This window comes from Amycolatopsis regifaucium, assembly GCF_001613935.1.
Classification (GTDB): Bacteria; Actinomycetota; Actinomycetes; order Mycobacteriales; family Pseudonocardiaceae; genus Amycolatopsis; species Amycolatopsis regifaucium.
In genome coordinates this window covers 263,295-281,376 of record NZ_LQCI01000034.1, presented here as the reverse complement: position 1 = coordinate 281,376, position 18,082 = coordinate 263,295, and the positions used below count along the sequence as shown (strand labels likewise).

At 69.4% G+C, this 18,082-nt stretch carries 18 protein-coding genes; 14 read left to right on the top strand and 4 right to left on the bottom strand.

All coding sequences use genetic code 11. From position 1 onward, the window contains the following. Positions 1-78: 78 nt before the first annotated feature. Positions 79-885, bottom strand: a complete 807-nt coding sequence (locus AVL48_RS25090) for an LURP-one-related family protein (RefSeq protein WP_061982068.1) — start codon at positions 883-885, stop codon at positions 79-81. 120 nt (positions 886-1,005) lie between these two features. On the opposite strand from AVL48_RS25090, the gene AVL48_RS25085 reads away from it, so the two are divergent. From AVL48_RS25085 to vapC, 6 genes are read left to right on the top strand one after another with little or no spacing between them, the layout of a single operon-like run. Further along, a complete protein-coding gene (locus tag AVL48_RS25085; protein WP_061982067.1) occupies positions 1,006-2,043 on the top strand; it encodes a methionine synthase in 1,038 nt (345 codons plus the stop codon). Between the two features lie 22 nt (positions 2,044-2,065). Next, on the top strand, positions 2,066-2,770 hold the full coding sequence (locus tag AVL48_RS25080; RefSeq protein ID WP_061982066.1) for a hypothetical protein: 705 nt from the start codon (positions 2,066-2,068) through the stop codon (positions 2,768-2,770). 10 nt (positions 2,771-2,780) lie between these two features. Next, the gene (gene ligA, locus AVL48_RS25075; RefSeq protein ID WP_061982065.1) at positions 2,781-4,928 is read left to right on the top strand and encodes an NAD-dependent DNA ligase LigA; all 2,148 of its coding nucleotides are present in this window, start codon (positions 2,781-2,783) and stop codon (positions 4,926-4,928) included. After that, positions 4,921-5,415 carry a GNAT family N-acetyltransferase gene (locus AVL48_RS25070; RefSeq protein WP_061982064.1) on the top strand — a complete coding sequence of 165 codons (495 nt, stop codon included), beginning with the start codon at positions 4,921-4,923 and terminating at the stop codon, positions 5,413-5,415. Before ligA ends, AVL48_RS25070 begins: the two co-directional genes overlap by 8 nt. Positions 5,416-5,447: 32 nt before the next feature. After that, on the top strand, positions 5,448-5,669 hold the full coding sequence (locus AVL48_RS25065) for a type II toxin-antitoxin system VapB family antitoxin (RefSeq protein ID WP_063816522.1): 222 nt from the start codon (positions 5,448-5,450) through the stop codon (positions 5,667-5,669). Next, positions 5,659-6,081 carry a type II toxin-antitoxin system VapC family toxin gene (gene vapC, locus AVL48_RS25060; RefSeq protein WP_061982062.1) on the top strand — a complete coding sequence of 141 codons (423 nt, stop codon included), beginning with the start codon at positions 5,659-5,661 and terminating at the stop codon, positions 6,079-6,081. The genes AVL48_RS25065 and vapC overlap by 11 nt, the downstream gene beginning before the upstream one ends. 89 nt (positions 6,082-6,170) lie before the next feature. On the opposite strand, the gene AVL48_RS25055 is transcribed toward vapC, so the two are convergent. Further along, entirely contained in the window at positions 6,171-6,824 is a 654-nt protein-coding gene (locus tag AVL48_RS25055) for an ACT domain-containing protein (RefSeq protein WP_061982061.1), read from the bottom strand. A gap of 244 nt (positions 6,825-7,068) precedes the next feature. On the opposite strand from AVL48_RS25055, the gene gatC reads away from it, so the two are divergent. The 5 genes from gatC (at position 7,069) to AVL48_RS25030 (ending at position 12,367) form a co-directional block, all read left to right on the top strand. Beyond that, positions 7,069-7,368 carry an Asp-tRNA(Asn)/Glu-tRNA(Gln) amidotransferase subunit GatC gene (gatC, locus tag AVL48_RS25050; RefSeq protein WP_061982060.1) on the top strand — a complete coding sequence of 100 codons (300 nt, stop codon included), beginning with the start codon at positions 7,069-7,071 and terminating at the stop codon, positions 7,366-7,368. After that, positions 7,365-8,882 (top strand): Asp-tRNA(Asn)/Glu-tRNA(Gln) amidotransferase subunit GatA, encoded by a 1,518-nt coding sequence (gatA, locus tag AVL48_RS25045; protein WP_061982059.1) that lies wholly within the window; start codon positions 7,365-7,367, stop codon positions 8,880-8,882. Before gatC ends, gatA begins: the two co-directional genes overlap by 4 nt. After that, positions 8,879-10,384 carry an Asp-tRNA(Asn)/Glu-tRNA(Gln) amidotransferase subunit GatB gene (gene gatB / locus AVL48_RS25040; RefSeq protein WP_061982058.1) on the top strand — a complete coding sequence of 502 codons (1,506 nt, stop codon included), beginning with the start codon at positions 8,879-8,881 and terminating at the stop codon, positions 10,382-10,384. Before gatA ends, gatB begins: the two co-directional genes overlap by 4 nt. After that, positions 10,377-10,883 (top strand): hypothetical protein, encoded by a 507-nt coding sequence (locus tag AVL48_RS25035; RefSeq protein ID WP_061982057.1) that lies wholly within the window; start codon positions 10,377-10,379, stop codon positions 10,881-10,883. Before gatB ends, AVL48_RS25035 begins: the two co-directional genes overlap by 8 nt. Before the next feature lie 83 nt (positions 10,884-10,966). Then, positions 10,967-12,367, top strand: coding sequence for a DUF6351 family protein (locus AVL48_RS25030; RefSeq protein WP_061982056.1), 1,401 nt, complete (start codon positions 10,967-10,969; stop codon positions 12,365-12,367). 19 nt (positions 12,368-12,386) lie between these two features. On the opposite strand, the gene AVL48_RS25025 is transcribed toward AVL48_RS25030, so the two are convergent. After that, positions 12,387-13,613: a PQQ-dependent sugar dehydrogenase gene (locus AVL48_RS25025; protein ID WP_061982055.1), complete on the bottom strand. Its 1,227-nt coding sequence runs from the start codon at positions 13,611-13,613 to the stop codon at positions 12,387-12,389. 62 nt (positions 13,614-13,675) lie between these two features. Here AVL48_RS25025 and AVL48_RS25020 point away from each other — a divergent pair, with 62 nt between their 5' ends. The 3 genes from AVL48_RS25020 to AVL48_RS25010 all read left to right on the top strand — a co-directional run bounded on the left by AVL48_RS25020 (position 13,676) and on the right by AVL48_RS25010 (position 16,087). Further along, a complete protein-coding gene (locus AVL48_RS25020; protein ID WP_061982375.1) occupies positions 13,676-14,581 on the top strand; it encodes a 2-hydroxyacid dehydrogenase in 906 nt (301 codons plus the stop codon). 50 nt (positions 14,582-14,631) lie between these two features. Beyond that, on the top strand, positions 14,632-15,456 hold the full coding sequence (locus tag AVL48_RS25015; RefSeq protein ID WP_061982054.1) for a DUF72 domain-containing protein: 825 nt from the start codon (positions 14,632-14,634) through the stop codon (positions 15,454-15,456). Between the two features lie 88 nt (positions 15,457-15,544). Further along, complete coding sequence (locus AVL48_RS25010; protein WP_061982053.1) at positions 15,545-16,087, top strand: DoxX family protein; 543 nt, start codon at positions 15,545-15,547, stop codon at positions 16,085-16,087. 105 nt (positions 16,088-16,192) lie between these two features. Here AVL48_RS25010 and ilvD read toward each other — a convergent pair whose 3' ends face one another. Further along, a complete protein-coding gene (gene ilvD / locus AVL48_RS25005) occupies positions 16,193-18,037 on the bottom strand; it encodes a dihydroxy-acid dehydratase (RefSeq protein ID WP_061982052.1) in 1,845 nt (614 codons plus the stop codon). Positions 18,038-18,082 lie beyond the last annotated feature (45 nt).

Genomic DNA, 18,082 nt, shown 5'->3' with positions numbered 1-18,082 from the left:
CTCGCGCCGAATGCGTTCAGTCCTCTGGATGCGGTCCTTGCACACGCAACTACCGCGTCCAGAGGACTAAACGCGGGGTCAGTTGTCGTCCTGCTTCAACGCCGTGTCGATGGTCAGCGCCGAAGCGACCACCATCGAGGCCAGTGGATCCCGCAGGGGCCGGTGGATCTCGACGACGTAGTTGTCGGCGGTGGTGAACGCGGCCTTCACGAAACCCCCCCAGGTCTTCGTGATCCGCGCGATCTCGACGTCGGCGTGGTCCTTGATCGCGAAGTTCCACGCCCGCCAGTTCTCCGCGAAGATCCCGCCGACCTTCTCGCCGTTGACCAGGAACCCCAGCCGGATCTTGCCGAAGACGTTCTCCTGCACGATCTCCCCGATCGGTGAGTCGTCGGCCCTCGTCACCAGGAAGCGGGATTTGAACACCTTCGCCGGTCGCGTCACCTTCAGCACCGTGCTGTGGTTCGCGTCGCGGATTTCGAAGCGGTGGGTCAGGAACTGGTCGTAGTTCGTGAGCAGCCGGATGGCCTTCTTCAACGTGCTCTGCCCGACCTGCACGACACCGCCGAGCCGGTTGCCGTGCTGGTCGAAGACCCCGAACTCGGCTGCCATCTCGATGAGTTTGGCGCGCTGGTTGACCACGAGCACGGGTTCGGAGAACAGCGTCCCGCCGCCGGTGACGGCACCGCCCCGGCCTTGGGTTCCCTTCGCCACCTGCGCGCGGATCTTGTGCGGGTCGTGCGCGCCTTCGATGTCCAGCTCGATCATCTCGGCGTCGTGGGACGGCCGCGTGTCGGCCGTCCAGGCCTGCCCGTCCCACCACCGGTGAAACCGGGGGTTCTGCTGGTCGGGATACCAGCCGGCGGGCTGTGGAGAGCTCGTCATGGCAGGTCAGCGTAATGCGCTCGGGGCCATCGCGGGCCCATCGACGGCAATTGCGGTGAATGTCCGTGTCCTCCCCGGCCCCGCCGCCCCGCCGAGCGGGACCAAGGGGAGAATCCGGATGTGAACGAACGACCCTGGCCTGTAGGCGCGGCCACCGCGATCGGCTCCCTGCCCGGTACCGATCCGGTCGAGGCCGCTTCGATCGTGTTCGGTGAACTGCCCGAATTCCCGTGTCTGCCCGAACTTCCCGCCCGCGGCGTCGGTGCCGACGTCATCGGCCGGACGGCGGCGCTGCTGGTCGACCTCGCCGTGGAGGTGGTGCCGAGCGGCTATCGGGTCGCCGGCCGCCCCGGCCACGACCACCGCCGTGCCGTCGATCTGCTGAACTGGGACCTCGACGCCGTCCAGGAGGCCAGGGAGAAGGCGGGTGCCGCGCCGCCGGTCTTCAAGACGCAGGTCGCGGGTCCGTGGACACTCGCCGCGAACGTCGAACTCCCGCGCGGGCACCGGATCCTCACCGACCGGGGCGCGTTGCGCGACTTCACCGCTTCCTTGCTGGACGGACTGGCCGAGCACGTCGCCGAACTGAAGTCGCGCCTCGGCGCGCCGGTGGTGGTCCAATTCGACGAACCGTCGCTGCCCGAGGTGCTCGGCGGCGATCTGCCGACGGTGTCCGGGTACGGCACCGTTCCCGCGGTTCCCGCGCCGGAGGCCCGGAACCTGCTCTCGACGGTGATTTCCGGGGCGGAGCGCATCACCGGCCAGCCGGTCGCGGTGCACTGCTGCGCCGAGAAGCCGCCGATCTCGTTGCTGCGCGCGGCGGGCGCGAAGGCGATCGCCTTTGACTTCTCCCTGTTGAAGGGCGCTTCGCCCACGCAGCTCGACGAAATCGGTGAAGCGCTCGACGACGGTACGACGTTGATGCTCGGACTCGTGCCCACGACCGATCCCGGCGTCCCGGTGGCGCTGCGCGACCTGGTCACCCCCGTGTTCAAACTCGTGGACAGGCTCGGCTTCCCCCGCGAGATCCTCGCCGAACGGGTCGTGCCGACCCCGGCGTGCGGCCTGGCGGGAGCGACCCCCGAGTGGATGCGTCGCGCGCTCACGCTCAGCCGTGAGGCGGGCAAGGCTTTCGTCGAACCGCCCGAAGGCTGGTGAACAGGGCGGTAACCTGCCCTTCATGCGTTTGTTCCGCCGTTCCCGCAAGTCCGAGGACGTTCCCGACCCCCGCACGGCGTGGCCAGAGCAGCCGGTCCCCGAGGACGCGGCGGCCGCGGCGGCGAAGTTCTGGGAGGCGTGGTTCGAGCTCCTGCCGGAGGTCAGCGCCGCGCTCGGCGATCGCGAACCGCACCGCGTGGAGCACGACCTCTGCACCATCGTCGAGGCACTGCATCCGAGGCTGCACTTCTCCCTCGATCGTGGGCACCGCGCGATCTACTCGCTGGTGCTCACCGGCCAGGAGGATCCGGAACTGCGCCCGTACACCGACGCGTGGAAGGCCGCCGCGCCGCCGGAGGACGCGATCTGGGAGTACCACGACTCCGTGCCGCCGGTTCCCGACCCGAGTGAGGTCACCGTCAACCTCGGGGAGACCCGGATCGCGCTCGCCGACGTCCGGGTGACCGCGAAGGTGGACGAATCAACCGGACGGGTGGACGTGACCGTGTTCCATCCGCTGATCGGGGAACTCCGGCCGGAGACCCGGACGACCATGACCTTCCTGCCGCTGGACGCCACGCTGGGTGAGCGCGTCGCGGCCGAGCGGCTCGGCCGTGTCGAGCTGGTGACCGAGGCCCGGGACGGGCAGCTGACCCTGCTGGAGCTCCGTGAAATGGTCGGCCGACTCGGCTCACCGGCGCCGGAAAATGTCGGTACTCCCGACTAGGCTCCCTACCGTGAGCAGCGAACTTACCCCCTCAGACCTCGAGACGGCCGACGTCGCGCAGGACGTCACCGACGTGCCGGCGGAGGTCCGCGAACGACACGGCGCACTGGCCGAGGAGATCCGCGGGCACCAGTTCCGGTACTACGTGCTGGACTCACCGATCGTGTCCGACGGTCAGTTCGACGAGCTGCTCAACGAACTCCAGGCCATCGAGGACGAGTATCCGGGGCTGGTGACGCCGGAGTCGCCGACGCAGAACGTCGGCGGCACCTTCTCGACCGAGTTCGTCGCGCACGACCACCTCGAACGCATGCTCAGCCTGGACAACGTGTTCGACACCGAAGGTTTCGAGACCTGGGTCGAGCGCGTCCAGAAGGAGATCGGCGCGACGAAGTACCTCGCCGAGCTCAAGATCGACGGGCTCGCGATCAACCTGCTGTACGAGAACGGCCGCCTCACCCGCGCGCTGACCAGGGGCGACGGTCGCACCGGCGAGGACGTCACGCTCAACGTCCGCACGCTGGAGCAGGTACCGGAGCGGTTGCGGAGCACCGACGAGTTCCCGGTGCCGGCACTGGTCGAGGTCCGCGGCGAGGTGTACTTCCGCGTCGAGGACTTCCTGGCGCTCAACGCGAAGATGGTCGAGGCGGGCAAGGATCCGTACGCGAACCCGCGCAACACCGCGGCCGGATCGTTGCGGCAGAAGGACCCGAAGATCACGAAGTCCCGGAATCTGCGGCTGATCTGCCACGGGCTCGGGAAACGTGAAGGCTTCGAACCGAAGCGCCAGTCCGAGGCATACGACGCGCTGGCCGCGTGGGGCCTGCCGGTCTCGCCGCACAGCAAGGTGCTGAGTTCGGGCGAGGAACTGCTGGAGCACATCAAGTACTGGGGCGAACACCGCCACGACGCCGAGCACGAGATCGACGGGGTCGTCATCAAGGTCGACGAGGTCGCGCTGCAACGCCGTCTCGGGACGACCTCGCGCGCGCCGCGCTGGGCGATCGCCTACAAGTACCCGCCGGAAGAGGCGATCACCACCCTGCTGGACATCCAGGTCAACGTCGGCCGCACCGGCCGGGTCACGCCGTTCGCGGTGATGGAGCCGGTGAAGGTCGCCGGATCCACGGTGGCGATGGCGACGCTCCACAACCAGGAAGAGGTCAAACGCAAAGGCGTGCTGATCGGGGACAAGGTCGTCATCCGCAAGGCGGGCGACGTCATCCCCGAGGTGCTCGGCCCGGTGGCCGACGCGCGCACCGGCGAAGAGCGCGAGTTCGTCATGCCGTTGCGCTGCCCCAACTGCGATACCGAACTGGCGTATCAGAAGGAGGGCGACATCGACATCCGTTGCCCGAACGCCCGGTTCTGCCTGGCGCAGCGGCGGGAGCGGCTGTTCCACCTCGCGAGCCGGAACGTCTTCGACATCGAGGTGCTCGGGTACGAGGCCGCGGTTGCCCTGCTGGACGCCGGTGTCGTGCACGACGAAGGTGACATCTTCGATCTGGACGAGGAAAAACTGCTTCAGGTGGAGCTGTTCCGCACCAAGGCGGGGGAGCTGTCGGCGAACGGCCGCAAACTGCTGGAGAACCTCGAAACCGTCAAGGACCGTCCACTGTGGAAGGTCATCGTCGGGCTCTCGATCCGGCACGTCGGCCCGACGGCGGCGCAAGCGCTCGCGCGGGAATTCGGTTCGCTGGAACGGATCGAGAACGCCTCCGAGGAGGAGCTCGCCGGTGTCGACGGTGTCGGCCCGACCATCGTGCGAGCCGCGAAGGAATGGTTCGAGGTCGATTGGCATCGCGAGATCATCGAGAAGTGGCGCGCGGCGGGCGTGCGGATGGAGGAGGAGCGGGACGAGTCCATCCCGCGCAACCTCGAAGGGCTGTCGATCGTCGTCACCGGTTCGCTGAACGACTACTCCCGCGACGAGGCCAAGGAGTTCATCATGGCCCGCGGCGGGAAGGCGGCCGGTTCGGTGTCGAAGAAGACGGCGTTCGTCGTCGTCGGCGACTCGCCGGGGACGAAGTACGACAAGGCCGTCCAGCTGAAGGTGCCGGTGCTCGACGAGAACGGCTTCCGGGTGCTGCTGGAGAGCGGCCCCGAGGCCGCCGCCGAACTCGCGCTGCCCGCCGGCGAAGAGGACAGCGATGAGTGAGCTGGAGATCCGGCCCGCCCGCTCCGACGAGCTGAAGGCGGTCGGGGAACTCACCCTGGCCGCGTACGCGGCGGAACGGGGCCTCGTCGAGGGCGTGGGCTACGCGGCCGAGCTCGTCGACGCCGCCCGGCGCGCCGAACTCGCCGAACTCCTGGTCGCGGTGGACGGCGACGGCACCCTGGTCGGCACGGTCACGATCGCGCGCCCTGGGACACCCTTCGCCGAGCTGTCCCGCGAGGGCGAACTGGAGTTCCGCATGCTCGGCGTGCACCCGTCGGCCACCGGACGCGGTATCGGTGAGGCACTGACCAGGGCGGTCATCGAACGGGCGCGGGAGGTGGGTGCCGCCAGGGTGGTGCTGTGCAGCATGCTCACGATGGAGCGGGCGCACCGGCTCTACGAGCGGCTCGGTTTCGTGCGGATGCCCGAGCGGGACTGGGAGCCGCACCCCGGAGTCACGTTGATCGCCTATCGCCTGGACCTGTAAGCCCATACACCTCGCGGGTGTATGGTTGGTGTATGAGTCGGACCAATATCGACATAGACGACGAGCTGGTCGCCGCCGTCATGCAGCGCTATGGGTTCAAGACCAAGAAGGACGCCGTGGATTTCGCATTGCGGAAGGCGGCGCCGGTGATCACCACCGCCGACATCCTGGCGCTGGAAGGTATCGGCTGGGAAGCGGATCTCGACGAGATGCGGGATGACCCCGCCGACCGTAAGTGGCGCGATGCCTCCTGAGCAACGCTGCCTGATCGACAGCTCGGTGTGGATCGATTTCCTGCGCAAGCGGGCGACGCGTGCGCGGGATCTGGTCGTGGAGCTCGCCGCGCAGCCGAAGATGATCGTCACCTCCGAACCCATTGTGATGGAACTGCTCGCCGGAGCGAACGCTGAGGCGCTTCCTCGCCTCGAAAGGACGCTCGCCGGTTTCGTGAACCTGGGTGTGGATCCCGCGATCGACTTCCGGAGCGCGGCGGAGATCTCCCGGGCCGTTCGGGCGGACGGGCACAGGGTTCGTTCTTCGATGGATTGCCTCATCGCGGCGGTCGCGGTGCGGCATAAGGCCGTTCTGATCCACAAGGATGTCGACTACGTGCGTATCGCCGAGGTCGTCCCCGAGCTCCGCGCCGAGGCGATCTTCGACTCGTGACCCGCCCCGGCGGATGTGTTGTGAACGGGACTTTCATCGCAGAATCTGCCATGAAAGTCCCGTTCACAACACGCCCCGGATGACCAGGGTCAGCTGTCCAGCACGACCGCGACGATCCCCGCGAAGTGCGCCAAACGCGCCACCTCGGCGGCACGGAAGTTCGGCCCGCCCGGCCGCGCGACCAGCAGCGCCTTCCCGGGCTTCCCCAGCGGCGTGGCCGCCAGCTCGGTGCCCAGTTCCTTCCACGTCTCCGGGATCCACGCTTCCTCGGCGTCGAGGATGGTGGCGCGTTCCAGCGGTAGCCACGGCAGGTCGGTGATCGGCGTCTCGGGCGCGGCGTTGGACGACGCCAGCCGGATCGCGCCCGATTCGGCGTGTTCGACGACGACGGCCCAGCCCGCCCGGATGATCCGCGGCACGCCTTCGGCGAGGATCTCCAGTCCCGAAGCGGGCTTCGCGGCTATCTCCTCGACCAGCTCGAGTTCGCGATGGGTGTCCAGGACCCCGGCGTACGGGCGGACGGCGTCGACTTCGACACCGTCGACGCTTTCGGCGGCGGTGATCAGCGCGTCCGGAAGCCTGCCGGAGGGGATTTCGACGACGAGGTCGTCGACGGCGATACCGCCGCCGCGTTCCACCACGTCCACGCTCAGGATGTCGGCGCCGACGGTGCCGAGCGCGGTGGCGACCGCACCGAGGGTCCCCGGGGTGTCCGGTATTTGGACCCGGATCAGGAACGACACACGCGCCCCTTTCGCCTCAGGCGTTCCAGCCTCGCCGTGGAACGCGCTACGCCGGGCGCCGATTGTGACAGACCGGACGAGGTAATGGGGACCGACGTCCGGGGCGCGGGATAACGAACCAGGCACTCCTTACCCGACATGGGAGCGCAGGCCGCGGCATAACCCAGTCGAGTACGCCGACGCCGCCACCATAGACTTGCAGCTTCCGACAGAACCCGCACAGCACACCCCGGGAGTCACCCGCGTGCCCAACATTTCCCGCGACGAGGTCGCACACCTCGCCAAGCTGGCCAGGCTTGCCGTCACCGAAGAGGAGCTGGACGTCTTCGCAGGCCAGCTCGACCAGATCCTGGACTCGGTGGCCAAGGTGAGCGAGGTCGCAGGCGAGGATGTCCCGCCCACGTCGCACGCCGTGCCGCTGACCAACGTCTTCCGTGACGACGTCGTCCGACAGGGGCTGACCCAGCAGCAGGCATTGGCCGGTGCGCCGGCCGCCGAAGAGGGTCGTTTCCGGGTGCCGCGGATTCTGGGAGAAGAGCAGTGACCGAACTCATCAAGCTGACCGCCGCCGAGCTGGCGGAAAAGATCCAGACGCGTGAGGTCTCGGCCGTCGAGGTGGCCAAGGCCCACCTGGACCGGATCGCCGAGGTCGACGAGCACATCCACGCGTTCCTGCACGTGGACACCGAGGGCGCGCTCGAGGCCGCCCGTGCGGTGGACGCCGACGTCGCCGAAGGCAAGGCGCCGAAATCGCCGCTCGCCGGGGTGCCGCTCGCGCTCAAGGACGTCCTGACCACCAAGGGCATCCCCACCACCGCCGGTTCCAAGACGCTGGAGAACTGGATCCCGCCGTACGACGCCACCGTGACGCGCAAGCTGCGCGAAGCCGGTGTCGTGGTGCTCGGCAAGACCAACATGGACGAGTTCGCGATGGGTTCCTCCACGGAGAACTCCGCGTTCGGCCCGACGCACAACCCGTGGGACCACGCCCGCATCCCCGGCGGTTCCGGCGGTGGCTCGTCGGCGTCCATCGCGGCCTTCGAAGCCGCGATCGCGATCGGTACCGACACCGGTGGCTCGATCCGCCAGCCGGGCGCCGTCACCGGCACGGTCGGGGTCAAGCCGACCTACGGCGGCGTTTCCCGCTACGGCCTCATCGCCTTCTCGTCGTCGCTGGACCAGGCCGGGCCCTGCGCGCGGACGGTGCTCGACGCCGCCCTGCTGCACGAGGTCATCGCCGGCTACGACCCGATGGACTCGACCTCGATCGACGCGCCGGTCCCGCCGGTGGTCGCCGCGGCCCGCCAGGGTCTGACCGGCGACCTCAAGGGCGTGCGCGTCGGCGTGGTGAAGGAGTTCGCCGGTGACGGCTACCAGCCCGGCGTGCTGCGGTCCTTCGAGGCCGCCGTCGAGCAGCTGCGCTCGCTCGGTGCCGAGGTCGTCGAGGTCTCGTGCCCGAACTTCACCTACGCGCTGCCCGCGTACTACCTGATCGCGCCGAGCGAGTGCTCGTCGAACCTCGCCCGGTTCGACGCCATGCGCTACGGCCTGCGCGTGTCCGACGACGGCGCGCACAGCGCCGAAGAGGTCATGTCGCTCACCCGCGAGAAGGGCTTCGGCCCCGAGGTCAAGCGCCGCATCATGCTCGGCACCTACGCGCTGTCGTCGGGCTACTACGACGCCTACTACGGCTCGGCGCAGAAGGTGCGCACGCTGATCACGCGTGACTTCGAAGCCGCGTACGAAAAGGTGGACGTGCTGGTGTCGCCGACCACGCCGACCACGGCGTTCAAGATCGGCGAGCGGGTCGACGACCCGATGGCGATGTACCTGGCGGACCTGTGCACCATCCCGTCGAACCTCGCGGGCAACGCCGCGATGAGTGTCCCGAGTGGACTGTCGCACGAGGACGGACTGCCGGTCGGCCTGCAGATCATGGCCCCGGCGATGGCCGACGACAGGCTGTACCGCGTCGGCGCCGCCTACGAGGTCGCGCGTGACGCCGCCAACGGTGGCTCGCTGGTGCACGAGGTTCCGGAGCTGGGAGGAAAGAAGTGACCGCCGTGGTTGAGTTGATGGACTACGCCGACGTCATCGAGCGGTTCGACCCGGTGCTGGGCCTCGAGGTGCACGTCGAGCTGAACACCGACACCAAGATGTTCTGCGGCTGCGCCAACGAGTTCGGCGGCGAGCCCAACACCAAGGTGTGCCCGACCTGCCTCGGCCTGCCCGGCGCGCTGCCCGCGTTGAACGGCAAGGCCGTCGAGAGCGCGATCCGGATCGGGCTCGCGCTCAACTGCGAGATCGCGCCGTGGTGCCGGTTCGCCCGGAAGAACTACTTCTATCCGGACATGCCGAAGAACTTCCAGACCTCGCAGTACGACGAGCCGATCGCCTTCAACGGCTACCTCGACGTCACGCTGGACGACGGCGAGGTCGTGCGCGTGGAGATCGAGCGCGCGCACATGGAGGAGGACACCGGTAAGTCGCTGCACGTCGGCGGTGCCACCGGCCGGATCCACGGTGCCGAGCATTCGCTGCTCGACTACAACCGTGCCGGTGTGCCGCTGATCGAGATCGTCACCAAGACGATCGAGCACACCGGGGAGCGCGCTCCCGAGGTCGCGCGGGCGTATGTGAGCGCGCTGCGGGATCTGCTGCAGGCACTCGACGTCTCCGATGTCCGCATGGACCAGGGGTCCCTGCGCTGCGACGCGAACGTCTCGCTGATGGCCAAGGACGCGACCGAGTTCGGAACGCGGACCGAGACCAAGAACGTCAACTCGCTGCGCAGCGTCGAGCGCGCCGTGCGGTACGAGATGACGCGCCAGGCGGCGATCCTCGCCGAGGGCGGCTCGATCAAGCAGGAGACACGGCACTTCCAGGAGTCCGACGGCACCACGTCGCCCGGTCGTACCAAGGAGACCGCCGAGGACTACCGGTACTTCCCGGAGCCCGACCTGGTGCCGATCGCGCCGTCGGCCGAATGGGTCGAGGAACTGCGCAAGACGCTGCCGGAGATGCCGTCGGAGCGCCGCAAGCGCATCCAGCGCGAGTGGAACCTGACCGACGAGGCGCTGCGCGACCTGCTCAACGTCGGCGCGGTCGATCTGGTCACCGCGACCGTCGAGGCGGGCGCGACCCCGGACGAGGCTCGCAGCTGGTGGGTCAACACGCTGGCGCAGGAAGCCAACTCCCGCGAGGTCGAACTGTCCGAGCTGGCGATCACCCCGGCGCAGCTGGCCGAGGTCATCGGGCTGGTGAAGTCCGGTGAGCTGACCAACAAGCTGGCCAAGGAGGTCGTGCAGGGCGTGCTCGCCGGCGAGGGTTCGCCGTCCGAGGTCGTCGAGAAGCGCGGCCTGAAGGTCGTTTCCGACGACTCCGCGCTCATCGCGGCGGTCGACGAGGCGCTGGCCGCGCAGCCGGACGTCGCCGAGAAGATCCGCGGCGGCAAGGTGGCCGCGGCCGGGGCGATCGTCGGCGCGGTCATGAAGGCCACCAAAGGCCAGGCCGACGCCAAGCGCGTGCGCGAACTGATCGTCGAGCGAGTCGGTGCCTGATCTCGCTTTGAAGAAGGTCACCTGGCGTGAGTGGCTCGGCCTCGCGGCCGGGCTGCTCGCGCTGGTGGCCCTGTTCCTGCCGTGGACGACCCTGACCGCGGCGCGTCCGGAGATCGAGGACGTGCTGACGACGTTGCCCGCCGACGATGTCACCCGCGACGCGTGGCACGCCGGTTTCCTCGCGTGGGCGCCGCCCTTCCTGCTGTTCCTGCCCGGCCTCGCCGTCGTGCTGTTCGGCCGCGTCGACGCCGTCCGCCGCGCGGGCCTGCCGCATCTTTGGCTGATGGCGGCCATCGGCGCGCTGCTGCTGATCCTGCTCGGCTGGGTCACCCTCGACTGGCAGTTCAGTGCCGACCAGCGGGGGATCTTCTCCGCGGCGGGTGTCGAGATCGGGACCGGCCTCGGCCGGTACCTCGGCCTGCTCGCCGCCGTCGTCTCGGCGGTGGTCGCCTTCTTCGACGTCCGGGTCCTGCGCGCCGAGACCCGCACCCGCCGCTGACCACCTTCCGCGTTTAGTCCTCTAAATGCGAGAGGGTTCGGCGCGCGTTGACATGTGACCTTTTGGTCACCTATTTTGGGTTCATGAACCGAACGCTGAAGGCTCTCGTCACCGTGCTCGTCGCCGTCCTGCTCGGCGGCCTGCTGACCGCCGTCCCGGCCGCCGCGAAGGAGTCATGGCGTAGCCACGAAGGAACGATCGACGGCGCGAGATACCTGGTCAAAGTGCCGAAACGGTGGAACGGCACGCTCGTGCTGTACAGCCACGGGCTCTATGTGAAGGACTGGCCGCCGACGCGGATCCACCTGGCCACCCGGCCGGAGACCGAGACTTGGCTGCTCGCTCAGGGCTACGCGCTCGCCGCGTCGAACTACAAGGGCGTGTTCGGATACGCGATCGAGGAGGCGCTGACCGACCAGGTCGCGTTGCTGGACTGGTTCGAGGCCAACGTGGGGAAGCCACGGCGGACCGTCACCAGCGGGATGTCCATGGGCGCGGTGATCTCACTGAAGCTCGCTGAAGACAACCCCGGCCGGTTCGACGGTGTGCTGACGCAATGCGGCGAATACGACGCGAACGGCACCTGGAACAGCGCACTGGACATGCTCTTCGCCCTCAAAACCCTGCTGGCGCCGGACGCGGACATCGACCTGGTCAGGCCGCGCGACCCCGCAGCCGCCCAGGCCGCGCTGACGGCGATCGTGGCGGAAGCCCAGAAGACCGACTCGGGCCGCGCCCGGATCGCGCTGGCCGGAGCACTCGGCAACATCCCGGGCTGGGCCTTCGCGCACCAGCCGGAGCCGTCCGCGCCGTCGGACCGGCTCGCCCAGCAGGCGATCTGGGTCACCGCGGCCTACGTGAACGGCTACGGACCGCTGGCACGGGCCGAAATCGAGCGCCGGGCCGGTGGGAACCCGTCCTGGAACACCGGAATCGACTACCGCCGGATGCTGGACGGCTCCGCCCGGCGCGACCTCGTCCGGCACGCCTATCGGCAGGCGGCCGGCGTGGAACTGGTGGCCGACCTCGCTCGGCTCGCCGCGGCGCCGAGGATCGCGGCGGATCCGGCGGCGGAGGCCTACCTGCGGCGCCACACCGTGGCCGCGGGCACCACGCCGTCACCCGTGCTGACCGTGCACACCACCGGTGACGGCGGCGCCGTTTCGGATCAGACCCGCTGGTACGCCGACCAAGTCCGCCGCAACGGCGATCCCGAACGGCTGCGCCGGACCTACGTCGAGCGGGGCGGCCACTGCTCGTTCAACGCCGCCGAGGAGATCGTCCTGCTGCGCACGCTGCTGTCCCGTGTGGACAGTGGACGCTGGCCGTCCACCGGCCCGCGCCCGCTCAACGCCGCGGCGGCCGCGCTCGGCCCCGGCTACCGGCTGGTCCCGGAGTTGTTCAGCGAAACGTTCGAGGAGAAGCCGATGGCACCGGCGTTCGTGCGGTTCACCCCGCCGGTCTTCCCGCGACCGACCGGCTGAGGCGCCGGACGGGGGCGGGTCAGTCCTTGCCGCCCCCGTTACCGCCGATCGACGGCGAGATGAGGACCACGCGATCGTCGCTCGACACCGGCGTGCCGCCGTCCTTGTTGACGGTTCCGGCCACGGCCAGCTGCGGGTTGATCATGCTCATCGAGGACAGGCGGCCGAAGGTCTTCGGCGGTTTCCCGGTCTTGCCGTCCAAGGCGAGGTTGGGTTTGCCGGTCACCGCGCCGTCCGGGGTGACCGGCAGGTTCTGCAGGTTCCCCGCGACCGACGTCGTCACGTACAGATAGCCGACGGCGCCGACGAAATCCGCGCAGCCCGCCACGCCGGGCTTGTCCGGCCAGCTCCAGGCCGGGGTGGTCAGCGGCTGACCCGCGCGGAGCCGGTAGACGACGTCCTTGTCCGCCAGCCGGTCGGTCAGCCAGAGGCGGGAACCGGCCTCGTCGCGGCAAATCCCACCGGGGGAGTGCACCCCGGTCGAGAAGACCGCCGACCCCGCCGTCGGATTGCCCGGCGCCGGTTTGCCGGAGGTGTCGATCCGCAGCACCTTCCCGGCCAGCGACGCCGGATCGGCCGCGAGTCCGGCGTTGCCCGCGTCGCCGGTGGCGACCAGGAGCGCGCCCTTGGCGTCGGTGCCGATCGCGCCGCGGTTCCCGGTGGCGCCCTTGGGAATGCCGGTCAGCACCGGTTTCGGCGCCTGCCCCTTGGCCAGCCGCACGACCCGGTTGTCGGTCGGGGTGGTGATGTAGGCGAAGACGAGCTGGTCTTCCGCGAAGCCGGGTGACAGGGCGAGTGAGGTGAGGCCGCCGTCGCCGGAACCGTCCACCGGGATGGTGGCCCAGGCGGCCGGATCCTTCCCGGCGGCGGCGAGCAGGACGCGGCCGCTCTTGCGTTCGCCCGCGAGCGCGCTGGGCGCGCTGCCGTCGCCCGGGATCGCGGCGACGGCGGCGACGGTGTCCAGGCAGGTCGCGATGACGGACTTGTCGAAGTCCTTGCAGCCCTGCGGCGGCGGAACCGGGGTCTGCGTCTGGTTCGGTCCGCTGCCGCCGCGGCCGGGGCCGGAGTCGCCCGCTTCACCGCCGGGTCCGGCCTGGGGCGGGGATTCGGGGGACGGTGGGTTCACCGGGGTGAAGGTCTGGCCGGCCGCCGTGTTGTCGAATTTGGCGCAGCCGGAAAGCGCGAGAACGCCGCAGGCCAGCAGAGCCAGCGGCGAAGTCCATTTCCGCCGGTACCGGGTACGCACGGGATCAGCGTAGGTGGGCGTGCGTGAACCACGGGTAAGCGGTTCTCGATACCGTGGCGATCATGACCGTTACCGTGCTGGTGCCCGACGAAGAGGGCGTGATCGCGCTTTCGGAGATCGAAGGCGTGCGTCCGGTGGTGTACCGACCGGGAGAGCCGGTGCCCGCCGAAGCCGCCGAGGCCGAGGTCCTCGTGACCGGTGGACGGCCGACCGAAGCGATGTGGCGCGAACTGCCGAACGTCAAACTCGTGCAGTTGCTGGTGGCGGGGGCCGAGGACTGGATCGGCAACGTGCCGGACGGTGTCCTGCTGTCGACCTGCCGCGGCGCGCACGGCGGGAGCTCGGCCGAATGGGTCGTCGCGGTCCTGCTGGCGATGTACCGCGGTCTCCACGATTTCGCCGACGGCCAGCGCCGGAAGCGATGGGAACGCCGGACCACCGACACGTTGCAGGGCAAACGGGTGCTCATCGTCGGTGCCGGTGACCTCGGCAGGCACCTGCGTCGACGGCTGGAGACGTTCGACGTGCGCTGCACGATGGTCGGCACGACCTCCCGCGAGGGGGTGCACGCCGTCGGTGAACTTCCCCGGTTGCTGCCCGAACACGACGTCACGGTCCTGATGGTGCCGCTGACGCAGCACACCCGTGGCCTGGTCGACGCGGAGTTCCTGGCCGCGATGCCGGACGGGGCGATCCTCGTCAACGTCTCGCGGGGGCCGGTCGTGCGCACCGACGCGCTCGTCGCCGAGCTGGCTTCGGGCCGTCTCCGCGCCGCTCTCGACGTCACCGATCCCGAACCGCTGCCCGAGGGGCACCCGCTCTGGGACGTGCCGGGGCTGCTGCTGACCCCGCATGTCGGGGGCGCGGTGAGCGGGGTGCGGCAGCGCGCCTACGCGGTGGTGGTCCGCGAACTGAGCCATTATCTGGGCGGGGAGCTGCCGAAGAATCTGGTCCACGGCGAATACTGAATAAACTGGGCAAGGTGACGGACGTGGCAGCTCTTCATGTCGGCTGTGCGATGTGGGCGCACAAGGCGTGGGCCGGGCGGTTCGTGCCGCGGTCGGCGGCGGCGGGGGAGCGTCTGCGGGCCTACGCCGGTTGGTGCAACGCGGTCGAAGGCAACACCACCTTCTACGCGACCCCCGCCCGGGACACCGTCGCGACGTGGGCGCGGCAGACCGATCCCGGCTTCCGGTTCCTGGTCAAGCTGCCCAAGGTGGTGACGCACGAGCGAAGGCTCACCGGTGTCGAGACCGAGATGCGGGCATTCCTGGACGCGATGCAGCCCCTCGGCGATCGGGCGATCCTTTGGACGCAGTTGCCCGCCTCGTTTGGCCCGTCGGACGTCGACACGCTCGGCCGCTTCCTGCGCCGTCTCCCCGTCGGCCTCCGGCGCGCCGTGGAGGTGCGCCATCCCGGCTTTTACACCGACGCCCAGTCGACTTCGGTGCTGGAGCGGACCCTCACCGCCGTGAGCACCGAGTGGGTGCCGTTCGACACCACGGTCTTCTTCCAGCGCCCGCCCACCAGCGAGATCGAGCGGGAGACCTGGACCATGAAACCCCGGCTGCCGCGGCGGACGCGGGCGCTGACCGACCGGCCGATCGTCCGCTACCTCGGCCGGGACTCGGTCGAGGAGACGGTCCAGGGGTGGGGACCGTGGACCGAGGTGGTCGCCGAATGGCTGCGCGCGGGCCGCGCGCCGACGGTCTTCGTGCACACCCCCGACAACGACGACGCACCGGCGCTCGCCCGCCGGTTCCACGAAGACGTGCGCGCCCTGGTGCCCGGCCTCGACCCGCTGCCCGAACCCGAACCGGTCGAGCCCGCGACCCTGTTTTGAGCCGACACAGCGAATCGGCGGCTGGTCAGTCGCTTGAGGCGCCTGTTTCCCCTACTCTTCGCGCGTGAGCGATGACTACCAGACCAGCATGATCTCGGACGTGGCCGACCCCGGTGGTGGCCCGGACCCGGTGGAGACCAGGGGCGGGATCGATCTCGGTCTGCTTGTCCTGCGAGTCGTGCTCGGCGTGACCATGGGCGCGCACGGGCTCCAACACCTCTTCGGTGCCTTCGGCGGCCCCGGGGTCGGCGGCTTCGCGAGGGTGCTCGGCAACCTCGGCTACACCAGCCAGACCACGCTGCTTTCGTGGATCACCGGCATCAGCGAGGTGCTCGGCGGCGCGCTCGTCCTGGTCGGCCTGTTCACCCCGATCGGTGCCGCCGCGTTGCTCGGGGTCTGCGCGAACATCGTGTACGTGAAGTTCAGCGGCGGGTTCTTCCAGAAGGACGGCCAGGGCTTCGAGTTCGAACTCTTGCTGGGCGCGGCCTCGCTGACCGTCCTGCTCGCGGGGGCCGGGCGGATCGCGCTGGACGTGAACACCCCGTGGCGGAAGCGGCCGCTTTCGTTCGGCCTGATCGGCCTCCTGATCGCGGCCGCGGCTTCGGTCGTGGTGATCGTCCTGTGCCGCTGACCCGCGGAGCGAGACGCATTTAGAGGACTAAACGCGCTCGGTCCGCCCACGTGGAGTGAGCGAAGGGCGCATTCAGTCCTCTAAATGCATGCTTGTGCCGGGGGGTTACTTGTTCGGGTCGCGCACGGCGCCGGTGTCGGCGGAAGTCGCCATCCGCGCGTAGGCCCGCAGCGCGGCGGTGATCGGCCGGTCCCGCGAGACCGGCTGCCACGGCCGCTCGCTCGCCTCCATCTTCGCCCGCCGCTCGGCGAGGACGTCCGCGTCGACGAGCAGTTCGAGGCGGCGCTCGTGGACGTCGAGCAGGATGCGGTCGCCGTTCTGGACGAGGCCGATCGTCCCGCCCGCGGCGGCTTCGGGGGAGATGTGCCCGACGGAGATGCCCGCCGAGCCACCGGAGAACCGGCCGTCGGTGATCAGCGCGCACTTCTTGCCGAGGCCGGAGCCCTTGAGGAACGCCGTCGGGTGCAGCATCTCCTGCATTCCCGGGCCGCCTGCCGGGCCCTCGTACCGGATCACCAGCACCTCACCGGGCTGGATCTCCTTCTTGAGGATGGCCGAAACCGCCTCCTCCTGGCTTTCCAGCACCCGCGCCGGGCCCTCGAAGTGCCAGAGTTCCTCGTCGATGCCCGCGGACTTGATGACCGCGCCGTTCTCGGCGAGGTTCCCGCGCAGGATCGCGAGCCCGCCGTCCTTGGTGTAGGCGTGCTCGACGTCGTGGATGCAGCCGTTCTCGGCGTCGGTGTCCAAAGAGGACCAGCGATTCTCGGTGGAGAACGCCTCCGTGGTCCGGACGCCGCCGGGGGCCGCGTGGAACAGCTCGATCGCCCGCGCCGACGGCTCCTCCGCGCGGATGTCCCAAGTGGACAGCCACGACTCGAGGTCCGGCGAGTGCACGGAGTGGACGTCGGTGTTCAGCAGCCCGCCACGGTACAGCTCGCCGAGGATGGCCGGGATGCCGCCGGCGCGGTGGACGTCCTCCATGTGGTAGTCCGAGTTCGGCGCGACCTTCGACAGGCACGGCACCCGGCGGCCGATGGCGTCGATGTCGTCGATGGTGAAGTCGACCTCGCCCTCCTGCGCGGCGGCGAGGATGTGCAGCACCGTGTTGGTCGAACCGCCCATCGCCATGTCGAGGGCCATCGCGTTCTCGAACGCCTTCTTCGACGCGATCGAGCGCGGGAGCGCGGACTGGTCGTCGTGGGAGTACCAGCGCTTGCACAGTTCGACGACCGTGCGTCCGGCGTCCTCGAACAGCGCCTTGCGCGCGGCGTGCGTCGCGAGGGTGGAGCCGTTGCCCGGCAGCGAGAGCCCGAGCGCCTCGGTCAGGCAGTTCATCGAGTTCGCGGTGAACATGCCCGAACACGAACCGCAGGTCGGGCAGGCGGAGCGCTCCACAATGGACAGACCATCGTCGTCGACCTCGCTGCTGGCCGACGCGGCGATCGCGGTGATCAGGTCGGTGGGCGCCTGCGCGACCCCGCCGACGACCACGGCCTTCCCGGCCTCCATCGGGCCACCGGAGACGAACACCACCGGGATGTTCAGCCGCATGGCCGCGTTCAGCATGCCCGGGGTGATCTTGTCGCAGTTGGAGATGCAGACCAGGGCGTCGGCCTGGTGCGCGTTCACCATGTACTCGACGGAGTCGGCGATGATTTCGCGCGAGGGCAGCGAGTAGAGCATTCCGCTGTGTCCCATGGCGATTCCGTCGTCGACGGCGATCGTGTGGAACTCGCGGGCGACCCCGCCCGCCTCCTTCACCGCGCCGGCCACGATCTCGCCGAGATCCTTGAGGTGCACGTGCCCCGGCACGAACTGGGTGTAGGAGTTCGCGATGGCGACGATCGGCTTGCCGAAGTCGCTGTCGGTCATTCCGGTGGCACGCCAGAGCGAGCGGGCGCCCGCCGCGTTGCGGCCGTGGGTGGTGGTCCGGGAACGGAGTGGGGGCACGGCTGACTCCAAGGGTCGGGATGAGGACCAGGGCGAACGAGCGCC